Origin of the sequence: Kitasatospora sp. NPDC098652 (assembly GCF_044760155.1) — a bacterium.
Lineage (GTDB): Bacteria > Actinomycetota > Actinomycetes > Streptomycetales > Streptomycetaceae > Kitasatospora.
Genome location: NZ_JBIWAQ010000017.1, coordinates 90521 through 109038 on the forward strand (window position 1 = coordinate 90521; position 18518 = coordinate 109038).

Consider the following 18518-nt stretch of genomic DNA (forward strand, 5'->3'; position numbering starts at 1 on the left):
CACCCGGCTGTACGGAGCGCGGCGGGTCGGGTACTCAGCGGGCGCGCAGTTGCTTCGGGGCGGTGGGGGTCGGCAGCGCGGTCGGCTCCCCGGCCTGGTCCACCGCGGTGCCGTCGGTGAAGCGGGAGCACTCGGCGCCCGCGCCGACGGTGAGGGTGCGGGCCACCGGGTCGTAGCGGAGCGAGGCGCCCTCGGCGAGGGATCCCGGGCCGTCCGAGGGCGGCGCCAGACTCAGGCTGGGGACGGGCGCGGACTCGTCCACCGAGACGACCGTCCAGCCCTGGGCGGTCAGGGTCGTCCGGGCGCGCCCCAGGGCCTCCGTCCACCGGGTCGGGCTCACCCCGGCGAGGGTGAAGTGGGCGCCGAGCACGGCCGTGCGGGGCTGATCGGCGCCCCCGTCGTTCATGCTCTCCAGGAGGTGCTCCAGGCCGCGGGCGTGGCAGACGCCCTGGACCCGGGCGGTGATCCCGTCGTCGCCGACCGGCGCCGGGGTCAGTGCCACGCCGGGCGGCAGGGCGAGGGCGTCGTAGACGGCCTGGGTCCGGGCGTCCAGGTGCGTGGCGACGGCGGCCGGGTCGGCCACCGGGTACGGCTCCCCCGACCAGACCCGCGGGACCTCCGCCGCGACCGTCACGGCGCCGCGGTAGCCGACCGTGCCGAGCACCGCCGCTCCGGCGACCGTCGTGAGCAGTGCCACCCGCACCGCCTTGCGGCCGCCCCGGCCGTCCGTCCGAACTCGCTTCGTCATGATCACCATCGTGCCCGGCCGGGCCGGGCCGCCGCCTGAGTACCCGTACTCAGCCGGCGGCCCGGCGGTGCTCAGGCGTGGGCGGCGGCGCACTCCGGGTGGCCCCAGCTGCTGCCGACCTTGGTGATCTTGTCGCCCTTGGCGTACGGGCGGCTGCACGGGCAGGTGCCGGGGAAGCGGGCGTTCAGGGTGCGCGAGCCGCCGCCACTGCGCTTGGCGGCGCCGGTCCCGGTGCCGGATCCGGTGCCGGATCCGGTGCCGGCGGAGGCGGTGCGCGGCTTCGTGGCCCTGGGCGTCTTGACCGCCGCGGCCGGGTCGGGCACCGGCAGGTCGGCGGCGGTCCCGGCGGCGGCCTGCTGGGTGCGGGCGGCGTCACTGGCGGCCTTGTCGGCGATGGCGTTCAGCGGGTCGCCGTCCACCTGGTGGGCGGGCACGTAGACGAAGGTGACGTCCCGGCCCTCCAGCAGCTCGTCGATCCGCTGGATCAGCTCACGGTTGGCCACCGGCTTGCCCGCGGCCGTCTTCCAGCCGTTGCGCTTCCAGCCCTTGAGCCACTTGGTGACCGAGTCCCGGGTGTAGGTGCTGTCGAGCCGGACCTCCAGCGGGACGGCCGGGTCGGTGGCGGACAGCAGCTGTTGAAGCGCCGTCAGCTCGCCGATGTTGTTGGTGCTGTGCCCGAGCGGCCCCGCCTCCCAGCGCTGGGGCGCCCCGGTGGCGTCCGCGACCACGTAGGCCCAGGCCGCCGGGCCGGGGTTGCCCTTGGCTGCTCCGTCACACGCTGCAATGACTCGTTCGACCATGCCCCCGATCATGCCTGGTCAGGCGCCTCGGAGCCAAAGCGGGTCAGCTGCGCAGCAGGGGCAGCAGCAGCGCGGCGGACCAGCTGAACGGAGCCTCCGGGCGGGCCTACACCCCTGGCCCGAGCCAGCCCGCGACCTCCGGCCGATTGCCGCTCGCCCCGCCCGGCGCAGCATGATGGCCCCCATGTGGGGCAAGTGGATCGACTGCCGGGTCCGGCCCGGCGCCCGCGCGGCCTTCGCCGCCGGACAGCGCCGCTGGTCGGCGATCGCGGACCAGCCGGGGCTGCTCGGGCAACTGGGCGGCTGGGACCGCACCGGCGACCGGGCCCTGCTGTACGCCCTCTGGACGGACCGGGCCGCCTACGACCGCTTCATGCGCGAGCGCCACGACGAGGTCGCCACCGAGGCTGCCCAGAAAGGCAGTTGGGACTCGATCCGGGTCGCCGTCGGCCCGGTCGTCCAGGCCTTCCCCGGCGCGGCCCCCTCCCTCCCGGAGGCCCTCCGGCACGCCACCCTGCTGCGCGCCGCCGACTGCCACCTCCACCCGGGCCGCGCCGAGCACTTCCTCGCCGTCCAACGCGACATCTGGGCCCCCGGCATGGCCGCGGCCGGCGGCCTCCTCGCCGGAACCGTCACCCGCCTCGACGCCGACCGCTACTTGGTCACCACCCTCTGGACCTCCCCCGAGGCCCACACCGCCTACGCCACCCACGCCTTCCCCACCCTGCGCACCCGCGCGAACGTCCCCGCCGACGTCGCCACCCTGACCGGCCACGTCGTACCCCTGGAACCCGCCTGGCACGTCACGTAGGCGGAGTCGCGCCTGCCGCATCACCCGCAGCCGGTGGGCCAACGCGGGGTCCGTCGCCGCCGCCAGGAGCGCCGCGCGCAGCGGGACCCCCGCACGGGACTTGAGCGCGTCGAAGCCGAGCCCGCCCCGCACCAGCTCGGCGGTCAGCGCCGCCTCGTCGAACAGGTCGACGTCGGTGAACCCCACCCGCCCCGCCCACCGGGCCGTCACCCCCGGCTGATCCGCCACCCGCCGCAGGTTCAACGTGACGGCCAGACCGTGCCCGACCAACCGCTCCAGCTCCCGGTCGAGCAACTCCCCGGGCGCCGCGTCCAACACCAGAACCCGCCTCGGCCCCACGGCCACCACCCCCCTCACGCCCACGCCGTCAGTGTGCAGCCACCCCCGATCATGCCCGGTGCCACTGACACCCCCGCGCCGGCCGCCGGCGTCACCGAGGAGCCGGACGGTCTGGTGGACCCGGAGTTCACCGAGGCCGCCGAGAACCCCCGGTTCGACGTCGCCATGGTGGGCGTCGCCGACCTGTCCCTGCTGCTCATCGCCGGTGTCGCGGCCGCCGTCGGCGCGCTGCTCCACCTCCTGCGGGGACGCCGAAATCCCGTTGCGCGGGCGGCGGGGTCACGACCACGATCCGTGAATGGAGCCGACAGAGCAGACGGAGCAGGCGGAAGAGGAGATCGACCTGGGCGAGGTGACGCTGCGCCGTTTCCGCGGCGAGGCGGACTTCCCCGAGTTCTTCCGGGTCATCGAGGAGTCGCTGGAGCACCTACGGCCCTGGATGCCGTGGGTCGCGGAGCACAGCGAGGCCAAGACCGCCGAGTTCCTGGCCGAGCGGCCGGGGAAGTGGGAGAGCGGCGAGGACTTCACCTACGCGATCCTGCTGGACGGCGCGATCGTCGGCACCTGCGGGCTCTTCCGACACGCGGACACCGCCGACAACGGCCGGGAGATCGGCTACTGGCTGCACCCGGCCGCCACCGGCCGCGGCATCGCCACCCGTACCGCCCGGGCGCTGGTCGGCCAGGCCTTCCGGCTCCCCGGCGTGGACTTCGTCGAGATCGTGCACGATCCGGCCAACCTCGCCAGCGGCGCCGTCCCGGCCCGCCTCGGCTTCACTGTGCACGCACGCCGCCCGGCCGAGGCGCTCGCCCCGGCCGAGACCGGCGAGGAGCAGATCTGGCGGCTCCGACGGAGCTGACGGGCAGCCAACTGACCGCCAGACCGGCTGACCGGCTGACCGGCCCGGTGGTACGAGGGCCCGGCGGTCCGCCGCCGTGGGGGATTGCGGGCGGACCGCCGGGCGGCGCCGGTCGGACGGGACGATCCGGCCGGGCGCCGTGGGAACGAACGCGACCGGAGACTCACGCCTCCGTGCGGAGCGCCCCATTTCGAACCCCGCAGACCGGCCGCATACCCTCAGCTGCGGCCTTGCGGCCTTGCGCGTTCGCTCCCACGCCCAGGAGAGCCCCGCGCGGCACGCCGGATAACACTTTTTTCCTCCCGCCACCTCCGCGCCGCCCCGCCGCCCCGCCGCCCCGGCCACGGCCGCCCCCGCCGGCACCCTTGATCCTCTACCCTCGGCTCCAGCCGCCGCCCCGGCCCCCGCAACCCCCTCCCCTCGGCGGCGGCGACGAGAAGGACGACGAGAAAGCCGAGCCCCACCGTGCCGAACGCCCCCGTGATCCGCAGCGACGCCCCCGGCTCCTTCGCCTGGGGCGTCTTCCACGAGCGCCACCCCGAGCTGGTCCGCCGGGTCCTCGGCGCCCTCCCGTACGGCCCGGAGCAGCGGGCGGCCGTGGAGCGGCTGCTCGCGGAGAGCACCAGCGGCGTGCTCGAACCACCGGCCGCGGACGGCCCGGACGCCGACCGCTGGCTGGCGTGGGGCGAGGGCCTGTGGGGCAGGCCGTGGGGCGAGGCGCCGTTCCTGTGGGCGGAGAGCTGGTTCTACCACCGGCTGCTCGACGCCACCGGGTACTTCGGGCCCGGCGCCTGGCAGGGCGTCGACCCGTTCGCCCCGTTCAAGGACGCCGAGCTGGCCGGACCGGCCGTCGACGAGGAGCTGGCCGCGCTCAACGGGCTCGACGCCCTGCCGGAGCCGCGCCGGACGGACGCGCTGCTGCGGTCCGCGCTGTGGGGCAACCGGGCCGACCTGAGCTTCCAGCTCACCGCGGGGCCGGGCGGCGGCCCGGCCGACGCCGACCTGCTGGCCGACGACAGCGCGCTGCTCCGGGCCGAGCTGCAGCGGGCCGGCGGCGGGCGGGTCCACGTCATCGCGGACAACGCCGGCCGGGAGCTGCTGCCGGACCTCGTCCTGATCGACCACCTCCTGCGCACCGGCCCGGTGGCCGAGGTCGTCCTCCACGTGAAGCCCCGGCCGTACTTCGTGTCGGACGCGACCACGGCCGACGCCCTCGCCGCGGTCAAGCGCCTGCGCACCGCGCCGTCACCGGCGGCCGGGGCCGTCGGCCGCCGCCTGTGGCGGGCGTTGAACGACGGCGCGCTCACGATCCGCACCCACCCGTTCTTCTGCGCGCCGCTCCCGTACCACGACCTGCCGGACGACCTGCGGTCCGAACTCGCGGGCGCCGCGCTGACGATCCTCAAGGGCGACCTCAACTACCGCCGCCTGGTGGGCGATCGCCACTGGCCGCCGACCACCCCGTTCCGCACCGCGGCCGGGCACTTCCCCTCGCCCGTCGCCGCCCTGCGCACCTTGAAGTCCGACGTGGTCGTCGGCCTCGCCCCCACCACCGTCGCCCAGCTCGACGCCACCGGCACGGCGTGGCGCACCACCGGCCGCCACGCCGTGATCCAGGTCCACACGCACCGCTAGCGGGGGCTACGGTGTGACCGTCCGTCACCCAGGCACGCCCGCGCCGAAGGAGCCGACCCCCATGGCCGAGCCGCACACCACCTCCGGCCGGGGACGGGGCCCGGGCCGCGCCCACGACCTGGTGTCGGCCGCGCTGGACCGCGCCGCCGCCGTCGCGCACCTCAACGCCTTCATCACGCTCGACGCCGAGAGGGCGCTCGCGCAGGCCGCCCGCAGCGACGCCCGCCGTTCCGTCCGCGGTGGCGGCGGCCCCGCGCCGTGGTCCCTGGTCGTCAAGGACAACACCCATGTCGCCGGCCTGCCCAACACCGCGGGCACCCCGGCCCTCGCCGACTTCGTGCCCGCCGCCGACGCACCCGTGGTGGCGGCGCTGCGGTCGGCCGGGGCGATCGTGCTGGGCAAGACGAACATGCACGAGCTGTCCCTGGGCGCCACCTCGTGCAACCACACCTTCGGCGCGGTCGGCAACGCCACCGACCCGGCCCTGTTCGCGGGCGGCAGCAGCGGCGGTACGGCCGTCGCGGTGGCGGCGGGCGTGGCGGAGGGCTGGCTCGGCACCGACACCGGCGGGTCGGTCACCATCCCGGCCGCGCTCAACGGCGTCTACGGCCTGCGGCCCAGCGCCGGGCGCTACTCCTCGGCGGGGGTCACCCCGCTGTCCACCACCCGGGACACCCCCGGCCTGATGGCCCGCACGCTGGACCGCCTCACCGCGCTGGACGCCCTCGTCACCGGATCCCGCGAAGCCACCGCAGCCCGCAGAACCACCGGAGCCGCCAGCACGGCCGACACCCCCGCGGCCCCGGCCCGCCCGCTGCGGCTCGGCCTGCCGAGGCAGGTGTTCGCCGAGGACCTGGAGGCCCCGGTCCGTACGGCCTGGGAGCAGGCCCTCGACCGCCTCACCGCCGCGCGGACCACGTGGGTGCCGGTGGACACGGCGCACCTGGTCGAGTACGACGCCCGGATCGGATTCCCGCTGGTCTTCGGCGAGTTCGCCACCGCCCTGGGCCGCTACCTGATGGAGCACGGCGCGGGGGTCGGCCCGGCCGAGCTGATCGCCGCGGTCGGCGACCCGGACCTCGCGGCGCTGCTCGGAGCCACCGCCCTGCCCGGCTCCCCCGGGTACCCGGGCGAGGCGGGCCTGCGCAGTGCGCTCGCCACCCGCCGCACCCTCCAGGAGGCCTACGCCCAACTGTTCACCGCCCACGGCCTGGACGCGCTGCTGAGCCCGACCGTCCCGGTGTGCGCCCGGCCGCTGCGCCGGTACGAGGACAGCCTCCCGCTCAACGGCCGGGACGCGCCCACCTTCCACACCCTGATCCGCAACACCTCCCCGGCGGCCACCGCGGGCCTGCCCTCGGTGACGATCCCGCTTCCGGTCACCGGCTCCGCCCCGGTCGGCGTCCAACTGATCGGGCGCCGGCTGGCCGACCGTGAACTGCTCGCCACGGCCGCCCGGGTCGACGCCGTCCTCCGGTGCCCGTGAGCACGGCGCAATGACCCGAACCGCGTCGCACCGACGCATCCGCACGCCGGGACCGCGCCTCCGACGCCGTCCGAGAAAGGCTGTACCGGAACCGTCCTGCTCCTCATACTTCCGGACAGCGCCTGTCAGGAGCAGCTCATCCCGTGCTGCTCCCGGAGGCCCGGCCCCCCAGGGCCCGCCCCCAGGAGGAGGACCATGCGCAGGACCACCGCCCGTATCCCCGGGACCGCCGCACTGCTCGCCCTGCTGACCGCCACCACCCTCGCCACCTCCGTGCCCGGCGCCGCCGCCGCGCCCACCGCGCCCGCCGCGCCCGCCCGCGCCACCGCGCCCACCCGCGCTACCGCCGCCGCCGAGCGGCTCGCCGCGGTCAGCGACGCCGTCCTGAACGCCGAGGTGGACGGGACGGCCTGGTACGTCGACCGGGCCGGCGGCCGGGTCGTGGTGACCGCGGACAGCACCGTCTCCCCGGCCGCACTCGCCGAACTCGTGCACGCCGTCGGCCCCGACGCGCCCGCCCTGACCGTCCAGCGCGCCCCCGGACGCTTCACCCCGCTGCTGGCCGCGGGCGACGCCGTCTACGGCGGCCGCTACCGCTGCTCGCTCGGCTTCAACGTGGTCGACAGCGGCGCCCACTACTTCCTCACCGCCGGGCACTGCGGGAACGTCGCCGCCACCTGGTACGCGGACAGCGCCCACCGCACGGGGATCGGCCCGACCGTCGCCTCCACCTTCCCCGGCCACGACTACGCGCTGGTCCGTTACGACAACGAAGCGCTCGACCACCCCGGCGGGTTCAGCTCCGCCCCCGACGCGTACGTGGGCGAGGCGGTCACCCGCACCGGCTCGACCTCAGGCACCCACACCGGCACCGTCACCGGACTCGACGTCACCGTCCGCTACACCGGCGGCGGGACGGTCCGCGGCCTGATCCAAACGGACGTCTGCGCCGAGCCGGGTGACTCCGGCGGCCCACTGTACGAGGGCGACAAGGCGCTCGGTCTGACCTCCGGCGGCAGCGGGGACTGCACCACCGGCGGGACGACCTTCTACCAGCCGGTGAACGCGGCCCTCGCCGCGTACGACGTCAGCGTCTACTGACACACCGGGCCTACCGCCGCACCCGGTCCACCAACACACCGGGTCCACCGACACACCGGCCGCCCCGCCGCCGCTCGATCCGAGCAGCGGCCGGGCGGCCGTCCCGCGCCGAACGGGCCCTCAGCCCGCGTACACGTCCTCGACGTAGCGGCCCGCCTCGACCAGGCCCTGCAGCCAGTCCTGCGCCTGCCGCTCGTCCGCCCCCGGCGTGCGCTCCCGGTAGAGCGCCCGGAAGGCCTCCCGCACGCCGGGCGCCATCCGGGCGCCGTCGCCGCACACGTACACCTCGGCCCCGGCGGCGAGCAGCTCCCAGACCTCCGCCGCCTCGGCCGCGATGCGGTCCTGGACGAAGCGCCGCCCGTCCTGCGGCCGCTCGCTGAACGCGGGCCGCATCGAGACGGCGCCGGCCCGCTCGGCCTCCTCCAGCTCGGCCCGGTGCAGGTAGTCGGCGTCCGGGGCGTCACAGCCGAAGTACAGCAGCGCCGGGGCCAGCTCGGCCCCCGTGCCGAGCAGCGCGCGGCGGTCGGCGACGGCGCCGCGGAAGGGCGCCAGTCCGGTGCCGGCCGCGATCATGACCACGGGGGTGCGGTGGCCGATCCGGAACGCCTCCCGGCAGGGCTGGACCCGGGCCAGCACGGTGTCGCCGACGGCCAGCCGGTCGAGGTAGCCGGAGCCGGTGCCCCGGAAGGTGCCCCGGCCCGAGCGGGCGGGCGCGCTGAGCACCGAGACCATCAGGTCGATCTCGTCCCCGTCGACCGACGGCGAGGAGGAGATCGAGTAGTGCCGCGGCCGGATCGGCGGCAGCAGGTCCAGCAGGACCGGCCAGCTCAGCGCCTCCCGCAGGGCCGGGTGGTCCTCGACCAGGTCGAGCAGCGTGCGCGGGTCGTCCGCGGGCAGCGCCCGCAGCGCGGCCTGCTCGGGCGGGCAGGGGTTGAGCCCGGCCAGCACGGCGCGCTGTTCGGGGGTGGGGCGGTCCTGCAACTCGACGTGGTGGGTGAGCAGTTCGCGCACGGTCAGCGGGCGGTCGACGGCCGGGCCGGTGCGCCGGTGGGCGACGATCCCGAGCACCGTGTCGAGCTCGGCGCCGAACAGCGCGGCGGCGCGTTCCACCAGGGCCGGGTCGTTGGCTGGCAGCACGGTCAGGTGGTCGGCGGTCCGGTAGTCGGTGCCGTCCGGCAGGGCGAGCCGGACCAGGCGCTTCACCCGGTGGTAGCCGGGGTCGGTCAGGCTGTCGACGGCGGTGACGGTCAGCTCACTCATGCCGTGCCGGGTGGCGAGCGCGTGCAGCGGGCCGCCGACCAGCTCGGTCACGGTGAACCCGGCCTCCTCCCGGGGCGGGGCCACCGCCTCGGCGTCGCCGTGCCGGGTCAGCAGCAGCTCGACGAGCGCCTCGGTGAACTCCCGTACCGTACCGGCCAGGTCACCGGAGGCGTCGGCCTCGGCGCGCGCGAGCAGCCGGGTGCCGCCGAGCGCGCCGAGCCGCTCGTCAATCAGGGTGGGGACGCGCTGGTAGGTGGCGGCATAGGTCCGGTCGCCGATGCCCAGCACCGCGTACTCGACACCGTCGGCCGCGCCGTCCGGGGCCTCGCGCAGTCGGCGGACGAACTCGACCGCGTCGTCGGTGGGTTGGCCGTTGTAGGAGGCGGCCGTGATCACCACCGGGCGGTCGGTGGGCAGCCCGTCGGCGTAGGCGTCGAGCGGCGCGATCGCGGTGTCGCAGCCGAGTTCGGCCGCGACGTCGGCGAGTTGGCGGCTGAACTCCCGGCTGGCACCGTAGTTGGACCCGTGCAGGAGCAGCAGGCCGGTGCCCTGGCGGACCCGCGCGGGGCGTTCCGCCGCGGACGCGGACCCGACCGGCCGGCCCGCCCGGGCCGCCTGCGCGGAGGGGGCGGAGGGCGCGGAGGGGGCGGTGCCGGCGAGCGGCGCGGGGGTGCGCGGGGCGAGCGCGAGGGTGAAGCCGTCGGGCTTGATGGTGAGCGTCTGCTTGAGGGTCAGCCGGTAGTCGGCGTGGTCGATCAACCGGTAGCGGTGGACCAGCATGCCCAGCAGCATGGTCGCCTCGTGCAGCGCGAACTGCCGTCCGATGCAGGCGCGTTCGCCGGTGCCGAAGGGCTTGAAGGCGTGCGGCGAGCGGGTCGCCTCGCGCTCCGGGTCGAAGCGGGAGGGGTCGAACAGCTCCGGGTTGTCACCCCAGGCCGGGTCGCGGTGCAGCATCGGGGTCAGCACGAAGATCGGCGTCCCCGGGCGGACCGGGATCCGCCCGCCGAGCAGGGTCTCCGCGCGCGCCTCCCGGCTGAACTGGGGCGCCGTGGGCCACAGTCGGAGCGCCTCGTTGAGCACCTGCCGGGTGTACCGCAGCCGGCCGACGTCCTCGTACGAGGGCTCCGGGTCGGCCCGGTCGCCCCAGAGCGCGTCCACCTCCTCCTGGACCAGCCGGAGTTCGGACGGGTGCTTGGCCAGGTAGTGCAGCGCGAAGGAGAGCGCGCCCGAGGTGGTCTCGTGCCCGGCGATCAGGAAGGTGATCACCTGGTTGCGGATGTTCTCCATGTCCAGTTTGCTGCCGTCGGCGGGGTGGACGGCACCGAGCATCAGGCCGAGCAGGTCCTGCGCCGGGTCGGCCTCGGCACCGCTCCCGGCCCGGGCGGCGATCACCTCGTCGACCACGCCGGCCAGGTAGTCGGCGTCCCGCCGGAACGCGGCGTCGCGCTCGTGGTGGTCGAGATCCGGGTCCCGGGTGAGCTTGGTCATCGCCCACTCCAGGCAGCGCACCATCGCCTCCACGAACGGGTGGGGCTCGTCCCGTTCGAAGGAGCCGAAGTCGAAGCCGAACCCGGCCAGCCCGATGGTGTCCAGGGTCATCCGGGTCATGTCGCCGGGCACGTCCACGGTCAGCCCGGCGGCCGCGCGACGGTCCCAGGCCCCGATCACCCGGCGGGCCACCTCCAGCATCACCGGGTGGTAGGTGCGCATCGAGCCGAGCGCGAAGGCGGGCATCAGGATGTCGTGCGCCCTGGCCCAGTTCGGCTCGTCGTTGTACGCGGTGAACAGCCCGTCCCCGGTGAACTCCCGGACGTTCTCCAGCGCCGGGCCGACGGACTTGGTGAAGCGCTCCTCGTCGGCCAGTTCCTCCACCAGCTCCAGGCTGCTGACGATCAGGGTCTCGCGGCCGTGCAGGCGCTGGAAGAACGCGGGGCCGTGCGTTCTGGCGAGTTCCATGGTGCGCAGCACGGGGACGCCGACCGGCGGCAGGTCGGAGATGTCCACCAACGGGACGCCCGGGGCGGCGGCGGCCCGGGGCCCGGCTCGGAGCCCGGTCCGGGGCTCCGCCTGGGGATCGGCCCGGAACGCGGTCATGGCCTCGGCGGTCGGTGGCGCCGGTACGGCCTCGGTCGTGGTGTCGGTCATCGGTAGGTCCCTCCCACGGCAGGAAAGTTCTCGGTATCTCCACTCTCTGCCCTCGTCAGGAGCGCCGGGCCGCGATCACTACATGATTGTGTAGTGCCGGCGGCTGCCCGACCCTTGCCCACGGCCTGTCAGATCTGGCGTGGGCGGCTGCCGCGGAAGGAGAGACGATGATGCGACCGACCGACGGTTTCGGTCCGGTGCCGGGCACCCGCGTGGACGCCGCGGTGGTCTGGCGCAACCGGGCGCTGCGCCTGCTGGACCACAACCCGATGCCCATCGCGGTCTGCGAGTGGGGCGGCCGGATCATGATCGTCAACCGTGCGATGGCCGCCGAGTTCGGCGGACTGCCGGGGCAGTTGCGCAACCGCCGGATCCTGGAGTACTTCACCCTGCGGGACGACACCTCGCTGCAGACCCTCGCCGAGGCGATCCGGCTGCACCGCCGCTCGCAGTACTCCGTCGGGGTGTCCTGGACGCCCGCCGGCGGCACCGAGCGAGCGGGCGAGATGACCGTCGACCTGGTCAGCGACACCCCGGAGCAGACCCCGAACATGCTGCTCTCGCTCCGCGCCCCGGCCGTACCCGCCGCCCGCCAGGCGCCCCCGGCGCCGCCCCCGCGCCCGGAGGCCAGCCCGATCGAGGCCCGCATCCTGGCCGCCGCGGCCCGGGGCGCCACCACCGCCCGGATCGCCAAGGAGATCGGCCTCACCGCGGACGGCGTCAACTACCACCTCACCCGCCTCTCCCGCCGCTGGCAGCTCCCCAACCGCACCGCGCTGGTCGCCCGCGCCTACGCCCTCGGCGTCCTCGACCCGGACGCCTGGCCCCCGGCCCCGGTCCACCCGCACTGACGGGCCGGGGCCCGCGAACGGACGTACCTGACTGGCCGTCACCCCCGGCGCGTGCTCTTGTGAGGCACATGTTCATCTCATCGCCGGCCCGTCTGGCCGCCCCGCTCGCCGTCCCGCTCGCCGCCGCCGTGCTCGCCCTCGCGGGCGCCGCGCCCGCCACCGCCGCCGTGCTCCCCGCCGACGTCACCGCCGAGCAGTGCCAGGAGGCCGGCGGCACCGTGCAGGGCGGGGGCTACTGCGTGGGCGCCGTCGGCGAGGACCAGTGGGGGGCGGACATCGACGGGCAGGGCATCGCCTGACCCACCCGCCGGCGCCCTGGACACCCACCCGCCGAGGCCCTGGAGATCCACCCGCCGGCGCCCGCCGCGTGGCCTGGTGTCACCGCCGGGTCACCGCCGCGTCGGCGGATCGTCGCAACCCGGTAGCGGACCGGTAAAGCCGCCACCCCCCGCCCCTCCCCCGCGCTGACCGGCCGCTACGCTCTGGGCCGCGCCGCGCCACGGGGGCCGGCGGCACCACCACGGGGGGACCCACAGTGCGCTACCTGGTCCGCGACCGCATGTTCGCCTTCCACGAAGAGGCCTGGATAGAGACCGAGCACCGGGAGAAGCTCTACCGCGTGAACCGGAAGTTCTTCCGGCTGCGCCGCACCTTCGCCCTGGAGGACACCCGCGGCGAGCACGTCGCGAGCATCGTCCGCAAGGCCTTCACGATCCACCACACCCTGCTGATCAAGCAGAACGGCCAGCCGACCGCCAAGATCAGCAAGAAGATGTTCACGCTCTTCGGCGACCGCTTCAAGGTCCGCCTCGGCGACGGCCGCCGGCTGCGGGTCAACGGCAACCTGTGGGACCGCGAGTTCGACATCCAGCACGAGGGCACCACCCTGGCGCACGTCTCCCGGCGCTGGTTCACCGTCCGCGACGCCTACGCCGTCGACGTCCTGGAGCAGCGGGACGCCCTGCTGCTGGTCGTCCTCGCGGTCTGCGTCGACCACGTGCTCCAGGACGCCAAGGGTGACCGGCTGACCAACCTCTGACGGCCGCCCTCAGCTCCGACGGCCGCCCTCAGCTCCGACAACGGATTCGGCTCCGACGACGCCCTCCGTCAGGAGGCGCCCAGCACCACCCGGTCCTCGGCGAGTTCGGCGAGCAGGGCGTCCAGCTTGGCCCGGTCCACCGAAGGCATCACGAAGACGTGCACATAGCTGCGCCGCGTGCTCTCGTCGCCCGGGACCATCACCACGTCCTGGGAGGACAGCGACCACTTGGCCACCAGCTCCGGGCTCGGCTTGCGGAACCGCACGGTGACCGCGCCCGGGGTGCGGGCCGGCCAGAGCTCGACGCCGAGCTCCCGCTCCATGGCGACCAGGCGCCGCTCCAGGTAGGCGGCGAGCTCCTGGGCCTCGCGGATCCGGCCGACCTGGTCGCGGTAGGAGTACCGGGACAGGTGGTCCCAGAGGACCAGCGGGGAGAACCCGTTGCGGGAGCCGGCGAAGGTGGTGTCCGGCGCACCGATGTAGTCGGGCTGGGACGGCGGCGAGATCTGGTACTTCACCTTGGTCATGTAGATGCCGCACGGCCAGGGCGCGCCGGCCCACTTGTGGCCGCTCATCGCGATCGAGGAGACCATGTCCAGCTCGCCGTGCCCGGCGGTGGGCAGCCGCAGTCCGAAGTCGAACTCGGGCAGCTCCGCCTCGGGCGTCCAGCCGTACGCCTGCGGGTCCTGGGCAGCCATCCGCAGGAACGGCGCGTAGCCGGCGCCGAGCGCCCCGTCCACGTGGATCCAGAAGCCGCGGCGCACGTCGACCAGCGGGCGCCCGGTCCGCTCGCAGCTGCCGTAGACGACCTCGCGCCGCACCAGCCCGTGCCGCTCGAAGATCGGCAGCAGCCGCTCGCAGACCGCGCGGACGTCGTCGTGGGCGCCCTTGAAGGTGCTGCCGAGGTTGAGGTTGACGAAGACCGGGTGCCCCTTGGCGGCGAAGAACTCCACCAGGACGGCGAGGGCGTCGACGTCTATCTCGCCGGTGCCGTCCCAGGACAGGCCGGACGGGCCCGGGCGGGACGGCACCTCGGTGGGCCAGTCGCGGCGGCCGGTCACCGGGTCGACCAGCGGGCACTCGTCCGGGTACTTCTCCAGGCCGACGGCGTGGAAGGTCTCCACGCCCAGCACGGCGACGGCCTTGGCGAAGGAGTAGTGGGTGTCCTCGGAGTAGAACGCCACCGGGTGGTGGGCGTTCGGGTTCCGCCGGTCGGGGTCGGCCTTGACGTAGCGCACGGCGTCCAGGGGCTCGGTCGGCGGCTGGATCAGCGCCTTGCCGCTCAGGTAGTCCCGGGCGTTCCACAGCGCGTACATGTTGCCCTCGGTGGAGCCCATGGACAGCATGTAGCCCCAGTAGGACTCCGGATCGGCCGGGTCGTGCGGGCGCTCGGCGTGCCAGAGCCTGGCGTAGTAGTCGAGCACGGCCCGCTCGACGACCTTGGTGTTGGGCTTGTAGCCGCCGCTCTGGAACGGGTCGCCGAGGTTGTTGATGTTGTTCGGCAGGAACCGGGCGAGGTCCAGCGCGGTGCCCTGCATGTCCTGGGTGGCCTGGTAGCCGACCAGGTGCTTGCGCTTGCGGGTCAGGTACTCGTCCACGGCGTCGAGCGCGCGCAGCCGCCCGGCCTCGTCCAGGCCGCCCTCGGGGAGGGCGAAGTCGCCGCCGTCCAGCTCCGGACCGGGGTCGACGGCGGTCGCGGCGGCGGGGAAGGCGGTCGGGCTCATGGGCGGGACGCTCCGGAGGTGCGGGGACGACGGCGGGAGGTCGCCACCGTCACCCTGGGTGCCGGGGAGGACCGTCGGTAAGGATGGAACTTTTGGGCACCCGGGGAAAGCCCTTCCGAAGAACATTCGGTGCCAGGTCGATCAGGTTTGCGAATCTGCGGAACGGGCTGGGATCCTGGCAGGCATGCCGAACAATCCGCAGGCCCGGCGGGCAGCCCTCGACGACGTCGACCGGGCGATCGTCCGCGCCCTGGCCGACAACGCCCGCCTCCCGAACAACGCCCTCGCGGCCGCCGTCGGCATCGCCCCCTCCACCTGCCTGGCCCGGGTCCGCGCCCTCCAGGAGCGCGGCATCATCCGCGGCTTCCGGGCCGAACTCGACCCGGCCGCGATCGGCCTGCCGCTCCAGGCGATGATCTCGGTGCGACTGCGCGCCCACACCCGGGAGCAGAACGAGAGCTTCCGCAGCACCGCCCCCGACCTGCCCGGCGTCCTCGCCGTCTTCCACATGGCCGGCTCGGACGACTACCTGCTGCACGTCGGCGTCGCCGGGCCCGAGTCCCTGCGCGACTTCGTCGTCGACCACCTCACCACCCACCCCGCGGTGGCCCAGACCCGCACCAACCTGATCTTCGAACAGATACCGGGCCGCCGCTACCTCGCCCCCGGCCCCTGACGGCCGGCCCGCGCGCCCGCCCGACGGACCGTCAGTTCGTACGGAGGCAACCGATCCCGCCCTGGCGGCGTAGTAGGACTCGACACCCTGACGACCAGTCGCCCCAGGAAGGCGGAACATGCCCATCTCGCTGAACCACACCATCGTCCCGGCCGTCGACAACGAGGCGGCGGCGCGCTTCTTCGCCTCCGTCATGGGCCTGGACTACCCCGGCCCCGACCGGCACTTCGCGCCGGTGCGGGTGAACGACTCGCTGACGCTGGACTTCCTGACGACGGAGGACCCGTCCGGCCACCACCTGGCCTTCGACGTGGACCCGGAGACCTTCGACGGGATACTCGACCGGCTACGGGCCGCCGGGGTGCCGTACGGCGACGATCCCCGCGAGCCCGACAACGGCCGGACCGACCACCCGCTGTGCGCCCGCGGGCTGTACTTCACCGATGACGCCGGGAACCTCTACGAAGTCATGTCGCCGCGGTAGCACGGCGGTTCGGCCCTACGGCCGGTCGCGGGGCCCGTGACGGCCGACGATCCGGCGCAGACGCACGGGTGCCCCGCACGTGGGTACGTGCGGGGCACCCGCTCAGGTGCCGAGGTCAGGCCGGGCGGATGTGCTCGGCCTGCGGGCCCTTCTGGCCCTGCACGATGTCGAAGGACACCTTCTGGCCCTCCTGGAGTTCACGGAAGCCCTGGGCGTCGATGTTCGAGTAGTGGGCGAACACGTCGGGGCCGCCGCCGTCCTGCTCGATGAAACCGAAGCCCTTCTCCGCGTTGAACCACTTCACAGTGCCGGTAGCCATGCGCTCCTCCTTCACGGGAACTGACCGGGTCCCGCCGATGCGGGCCCGGAGGTGATCGCCCTGGTCCGGAGAGGCGTCGAAACAGCAAAAACGCCCACGGCACGTAACCGCGGGCGAGAACTTCGGAACCACGACTGCTTGATCAAAACGTTACACCGCGGGGGCTCCCCCTGCCAGGGAACCGCGCACCGGACACGCGGCGGCACATCCCTGCCACCCGTACGCACCCCTACGCACCCCGGGCGCGTCGAGCCGCCGGTGCCCGCGGACCCGAACGGGGCTCTCCTCCGCCGAACGGATGCGCGGGGCCTGGCACCGGCACACCCTGGGAGGGAAGCCGACCTCGGAGGAGAGCGATGACCAGTACCGGTGGCACACGGGAACCGAGTGCCATGGCGCACATGTCGATCTCCGGCGCGCCCGCCGCGGCGAACGTGGTCGCGGACACCGTCGGGCAGTCGTTCCGGCTGACCACCGTCCCCGGCCCCGGCGGCGCGGGGGACTACGTCTCACCCGCCGATCAGGTCGTCCGCACCCGCTGGCAGGTGGACACGTCGGCGCCGGTCGAGGAAGCCCCCGCCCGCCCGGTCGCCCTCGCCGAGGCCGGCACCGACGCGGTGAAAGTGGAACTCAGCGGCCGGGCCGACGCCGTCGTCAAGGTCGAGGCGCTGATCCGTGCCCGCTTCCGCGCCGGACCGCCGACGGGATTCTCACAGGCGTTCGAAGTGTGGCCGGGGAGCCCGCCGCAGGCCACGGACCGGCCCTGACCGGGTGACGTGCGCCCGGCCTGGCGTCAGATCCGCCGCGCCGCAAGGGCGAGCGGCCGCAAGCGCGAGCGGCCGCCAGGCCGCCGACCGGGGAGACCCGGGCGCCGAGCCTGGCGGCCGCTTCGCCCACCGTGGCTGTCAGGAGTCGGAATAGCTGAGGTCCCCGACCGTCCAACTGCTGACGTCCTCGATGGCGATGCGGTACATGCCACCGGTGTGGGGAAGCCCGAAGTCACCCTGGAGGATCTTCGCCCGATGGAGGTGCAGATGGGTGGGCCGTTCGGGCGCGCCGTCGGCGGGTGGGGCGAAGAGGGCGGCGAACGGCTTCAGGTGTTCCGAGGCCTCGAGGACCTCCGCCACCCGCTCCAGCCACAAGGTCACCGGCGCGAGCCGGCCGGTGATCACGGCTCCGGGGACCACCACGGTCAGGGACATCTGGTTGCTGTGCTCGGACTCGACCATCGCGGCGATGTCGACGAGCAGCCCGTCGGGGTTCGACATGCGCCCCAGGCTACGACAATGCCGCCGCGGCGCCCAGGGGCGGCCTGGCGGCCACGGCGGTTTCCGGCAGCGCTCGCGGTGCGGCGGCGCGCCCGCGAGCGCTGCCGCGCCGCCGGGTCAGAGCTTGAACATCGTGGTGTACGGCTGGGTGATGCGTTCCCGTCGCGTTCCGAAGTCGACGAGTACCGCGATGTCACTGTCACCCTCGACGCCGATGGCCCAGCCGAGGCCGTAGGTGTCGTGGGTCACGCGGTCACCGACGGCGAAGTGCTTGCGCGGGGCTTCGGTCCGGGCTTTGAAGGGACTGGCGGGCAGGACGCGGCGGACTGCTGCAGATTTCGTCATTGCCTGCAGTATGCGCCGAAAACGCGCGGCCGGGCCGTTTCGGCGCACCCGGTTACGAAGTCATCCCCCCACGGCGGGCCCAAGCCTGCTAGGCTCGTTCCAGTTGCAGTAGTGGTTCCCATGAACTTTGTGTGCGCCTGCTGATGTTTCGCAGGCGCATTTTTGTTTCCCGGGTCTTTCCCGGGTGGGTGCTCATCGCGGCGACTCGAAGCGCGCGCTGTGCACGCTTCGGACAGCCCCTTGAAGGAGATTTTTTTATGGCTAATGGCACTGTGAAGTGGTTCAACGCGGAAAAGGGCTTCGGCTTCATCGAGCAGGACGGCGGCGGCCCGGACGTCTTCGCCCACTACTCGAACATCAACGCCAACGGCTTCCGTGAGCTGCTCGAGGGCCAGAAGGTCGAGTTCGACGTCACGCAGGGTCAGAAGGGCCCGCAGGCCGAGAACATTCGTCCGCTGTAGTTTCTGCCACGGCACCCGCCTGGTAGCGAGGGGCCCGCACCGCGTACATGATGCCCGGTGCGGGCCCCTCGGCATTGCGCCACGACGCGCTTCCCCGGCTGTTTCCGGCCCCCTGGCCCCGCCACCCGGCGGCCGTCCCCACGCGAGACGCCCAGCGCCGCGTCCGG

General features: G+C 74.2%; 19 protein-coding genes. 12 read left to right on the forward strand and 7 right to left on the reverse strand.

Annotation, left to right across the window (positions count from 1 at the left end):
- Window positions 1-34 precede the first annotated feature (34 nt).
- Together ACIQWA_RS29780 and ACIQWA_RS29785 are read right to left on the reverse strand one after the other, a co-directional pair.
- Complete coding sequence (locus tag ACIQWA_RS29780; protein ID WP_402487728.1) at window positions 35-748, reverse strand: hypothetical protein; 714 nt, start codon at window positions 746-748, stop codon at window positions 35-37.
- 71 nt (window positions 749-819) lie between these two features.
- Complete coding sequence (locus tag ACIQWA_RS29785; RefSeq protein WP_402487730.1) at window positions 820-1548, reverse strand: ribonuclease H; 729 nt, start codon at window positions 1546-1548, stop codon at window positions 820-822.
- 184 nt (window positions 1549-1732) lie between these two features.
- Here ACIQWA_RS29785 and ACIQWA_RS29790 point away from each other — a divergent pair, with 184 nt between their 5' ends.
- The 5 genes from ACIQWA_RS29790 (at window position 1733) to ACIQWA_RS29810 (ending at window position 7779) form a co-directional block, all read left to right on the forward strand.
- Entirely contained in the window at window positions 1733-2359 is a 627-nt protein-coding gene (locus ACIQWA_RS29790) for a DUF4937 domain-containing protein (protein WP_402487731.1), read from the forward strand.
- A 637-nt stretch (window positions 2360-2996) separates the two neighbouring features.
- Window positions 2997-3557, forward strand: coding sequence for a GNAT family N-acetyltransferase (locus tag ACIQWA_RS29795; protein ID WP_402487733.1), 561 nt, complete (start codon window positions 2997-2999; stop codon window positions 3555-3557).
- A gap of 465 nt (window positions 3558-4022) precedes the next feature.
- Window positions 4023-5192 carry a damage-control phosphatase ARMT1 family protein gene (locus ACIQWA_RS29800; protein ID WP_402487735.1) on the forward strand — a complete coding sequence of 390 codons (1170 nt, stop codon included), beginning with the start codon at window positions 4023-4025 and terminating at the stop codon, window positions 5190-5192.
- Between the two features lie 61 nt (window positions 5193-5253).
- Window positions 5254-6678 (forward strand): amidase family protein, encoded by a 1425-nt coding sequence (locus ACIQWA_RS29805; protein WP_402487737.1) that lies wholly within the window; start codon window positions 5254-5256, stop codon window positions 6676-6678.
- Between the two features lie 195 nt (window positions 6679-6873).
- Window positions 6874-7779: a S1 family peptidase gene (locus ACIQWA_RS29810; protein WP_402487739.1), complete on the forward strand. Its 906-nt coding sequence runs from the start codon at window positions 6874-6876 to the stop codon at window positions 7777-7779.
- A gap of 120 nt (window positions 7780-7899) precedes the next feature.
- Here the strand turns inward: ACIQWA_RS29810 and ACIQWA_RS29815 are convergent, their stop codons facing one another.
- The gene (locus ACIQWA_RS29815) at window positions 7900-11133 is read right to left on the reverse strand and encodes a bifunctional cytochrome P450/NADPH--P450 reductase (protein ID WP_402487839.1); all 3234 of its coding nucleotides are present in this window, start codon (window positions 11131-11133) and stop codon (window positions 7900-7902) included.
- Between the two features lie 218 nt (window positions 11134-11351).
- On the opposite strand from ACIQWA_RS29815, the gene ACIQWA_RS29820 reads away from it, so the two are divergent.
- From ACIQWA_RS29820 to ACIQWA_RS29830, 3 genes are all read left to right on the forward strand, one after another.
- Window positions 11352-12035, forward strand: coding sequence for a LuxR C-terminal-related transcriptional regulator (locus ACIQWA_RS29820; protein WP_402487741.1), 684 nt, complete (start codon window positions 11352-11354; stop codon window positions 12033-12035).
- A gap of 68 nt (window positions 12036-12103) precedes the next feature.
- Complete coding sequence (locus ACIQWA_RS29825) at window positions 12104-12334, forward strand: hypothetical protein (protein WP_402487743.1); 231 nt, start codon at window positions 12104-12106, stop codon at window positions 12332-12334.
- A gap of 236 nt (window positions 12335-12570) precedes the next feature.
- Window positions 12571-13074, forward strand: a complete 504-nt coding sequence (locus ACIQWA_RS29830) for an LURP-one-related family protein (protein ID WP_360236747.1) — start codon at window positions 12571-12573, stop codon at window positions 13072-13074.
- A 68-nt stretch (window positions 13075-13142) separates the two neighbouring features.
- Here ACIQWA_RS29830 and ACIQWA_RS29835 read toward each other — a convergent pair whose 3' ends face one another.
- Window positions 13143-14798: a histidine decarboxylase gene (locus tag ACIQWA_RS29835; RefSeq protein ID WP_402487744.1), complete on the reverse strand. Its 1656-nt coding sequence runs from the start codon at window positions 14796-14798 to the stop codon at window positions 13143-13145.
- Window positions 14799-14982: 184 nt separating this feature from the next.
- Here ACIQWA_RS29835 and ACIQWA_RS29840 point away from each other — a divergent pair, with 184 nt between their 5' ends.
- Both ACIQWA_RS29840 and ACIQWA_RS29845 read left to right on the forward strand, forming a co-directional pair.
- Window positions 14983-15474, forward strand: a complete 492-nt coding sequence (locus ACIQWA_RS29840; protein WP_360236753.1) for an Lrp/AsnC family transcriptional regulator — start codon at window positions 14983-14985, stop codon at window positions 15472-15474.
- 118 nt (window positions 15475-15592) lie between these two features.
- On the forward strand, window positions 15593-15958 hold the full coding sequence (locus tag ACIQWA_RS29845) for a VOC family protein (RefSeq protein ID WP_360236756.1): 366 nt from the start codon (window positions 15593-15595) through the stop codon (window positions 15956-15958).
- Between the two features lie 115 nt (window positions 15959-16073).
- Here the strand turns inward: ACIQWA_RS29845 and ACIQWA_RS29850 are convergent, their stop codons facing one another.
- Window positions 16074-16277, reverse strand: a complete 204-nt coding sequence (locus ACIQWA_RS29850; protein WP_360236759.1) for a cold-shock protein — start codon at window positions 16275-16277, stop codon at window positions 16074-16076.
- 401 nt (window positions 16278-16678) lie between these two features.
- Here ACIQWA_RS29850 and ACIQWA_RS29855 point away from each other — a divergent pair, with 401 nt between their 5' ends.
- Window positions 16679-17044 carry a hypothetical protein gene (locus ACIQWA_RS29855; RefSeq protein WP_402487746.1) on the forward strand — a complete coding sequence of 122 codons (366 nt, stop codon included), beginning with the start codon at window positions 16679-16681 and terminating at the stop codon, window positions 17042-17044.
- Window positions 17045-17182: 138 nt separating this feature from the next.
- Here ACIQWA_RS29855 and ACIQWA_RS29860 read toward each other — a convergent pair whose 3' ends face one another.
- Together ACIQWA_RS29860 and ACIQWA_RS29865 are read right to left on the reverse strand one after the other, a co-directional pair.
- A complete protein-coding gene (locus ACIQWA_RS29860) occupies window positions 17183-17545 on the reverse strand; it encodes a hypothetical protein (protein WP_360236765.1) in 363 nt (120 codons plus the stop codon).
- Window positions 17546-17662: 117 nt separating this feature from the next.
- Window positions 17663-17890 (reverse strand): hypothetical protein, encoded by a 228-nt coding sequence (locus ACIQWA_RS29865; protein WP_360236768.1) that lies wholly within the window; start codon window positions 17888-17890, stop codon window positions 17663-17665.
- Between the two features lie 257 nt (window positions 17891-18147).
- Here ACIQWA_RS29865 and ACIQWA_RS29870 point away from each other — a divergent pair, with 257 nt between their 5' ends.
- A complete protein-coding gene (locus tag ACIQWA_RS29870; protein ID WP_031068443.1) occupies window positions 18148-18351 on the forward strand; it encodes a cold-shock protein in 204 nt (67 codons plus the stop codon).
- Window positions 18352-18518: the final 167 nt, after the last annotated feature.

What these genes read in the sequence shown, in the direction of transcription:
- ACIQWA_RS29780 (WP_402487728.1), bottom strand. Translation starts at nt 748, where the DNA reads ATGACGAAGCGAGTTCGGACGGACGGCCGGGGCGGCCGCAAGGCGGTG.
- ACIQWA_RS29785 (WP_402487730.1), bottom strand. Translation starts at nt 1,548, where the DNA reads ATGGTCGAACGAGTCATTGCAGCGTGTGACGGAGCAGCCAAGGGCAAC.
- ACIQWA_RS29790 (WP_402487731.1), top strand. Translation starts at nt 1,733, where the DNA reads ATGTGGGGCAAGTGGATCGACTGCCGGGTCCGGCCCGGCGCCCGCGCG.
- ACIQWA_RS29795 (WP_402487733.1), top strand. Translation starts at nt 2,997, where the DNA reads ATGGAGCCGACAGAGCAGACGGAGCAGGCGGAAGAGGAGATCGACCTG.
- ACIQWA_RS29805 (WP_402487737.1), top strand. Translation starts at nt 5,254, where the DNA reads ATGGCCGAGCCGCACACCACCTCCGGCCGGGGACGGGGCCCGGGCCGC.
- ACIQWA_RS29810 (WP_402487739.1), top strand. Translation starts at nt 6,874, where the DNA reads ATGCGCAGGACCACCGCCCGTATCCCCGGGACCGCCGCACTGCTCGCC.
- ACIQWA_RS29815 (WP_402487839.1), bottom strand. Translation starts at nt 11,133, where the DNA reads ATGACCGCGTTCCGGGCCGATCCCCAGGCGGAGCCCCGGACCGGGCTC.
- ACIQWA_RS29820 (WP_402487741.1), top strand. Translation starts at nt 11,352, where the DNA reads ATGATGCGACCGACCGACGGTTTCGGTCCGGTGCCGGGCACCCGCGTG.
- ACIQWA_RS29825 (WP_402487743.1), top strand. Translation starts at nt 12,104, where the DNA reads ATGTTCATCTCATCGCCGGCCCGTCTGGCCGCCCCGCTCGCCGTCCCG.
- ACIQWA_RS29835 (WP_402487744.1), bottom strand. Translation starts at nt 14,798, where the DNA reads ATGAGCCCGACCGCCTTCCCCGCCGCCGCGACCGCCGTCGACCCCGGT.
- ACIQWA_RS29840 (WP_360236753.1), top strand. Translation starts at nt 14,983, where the DNA reads ATGCCGAACAATCCGCAGGCCCGGCGGGCAGCCCTCGACGACGTCGAC.
- ACIQWA_RS29845 (WP_360236756.1), top strand. Translation starts at nt 15,593, where the DNA reads ATGCCCATCTCGCTGAACCACACCATCGTCCCGGCCGTCGACAACGAG.
- ACIQWA_RS29850 (WP_360236759.1), bottom strand. Translation starts at nt 16,277, where the DNA reads ATGGCTACCGGCACTGTGAAGTGGTTCAACGCGGAGAAGGGCTTCGGT.
- ACIQWA_RS29855 (WP_402487746.1), top strand. Translation starts at nt 16,679, where the DNA reads ATGTCGATCTCCGGCGCGCCCGCCGCGGCGAACGTGGTCGCGGACACC.
- ACIQWA_RS29860 (WP_360236765.1), bottom strand. Translation starts at nt 17,545, where the DNA reads ATGTCGAACCCCGACGGGCTGCTCGTCGACATCGCCGCGATGGTCGAG.
- ACIQWA_RS29865 (WP_360236768.1), bottom strand. Translation starts at nt 17,890, where the DNA reads ATGACGAAATCTGCAGCAGTCCGCCGCGTCCTGCCCGCCAGTCCCTTC.
- ACIQWA_RS29870 (WP_031068443.1), top strand. Translation starts at nt 18,148, where the DNA reads ATGGCTAATGGCACTGTGAAGTGGTTCAACGCGGAAAAGGGCTTCGGC.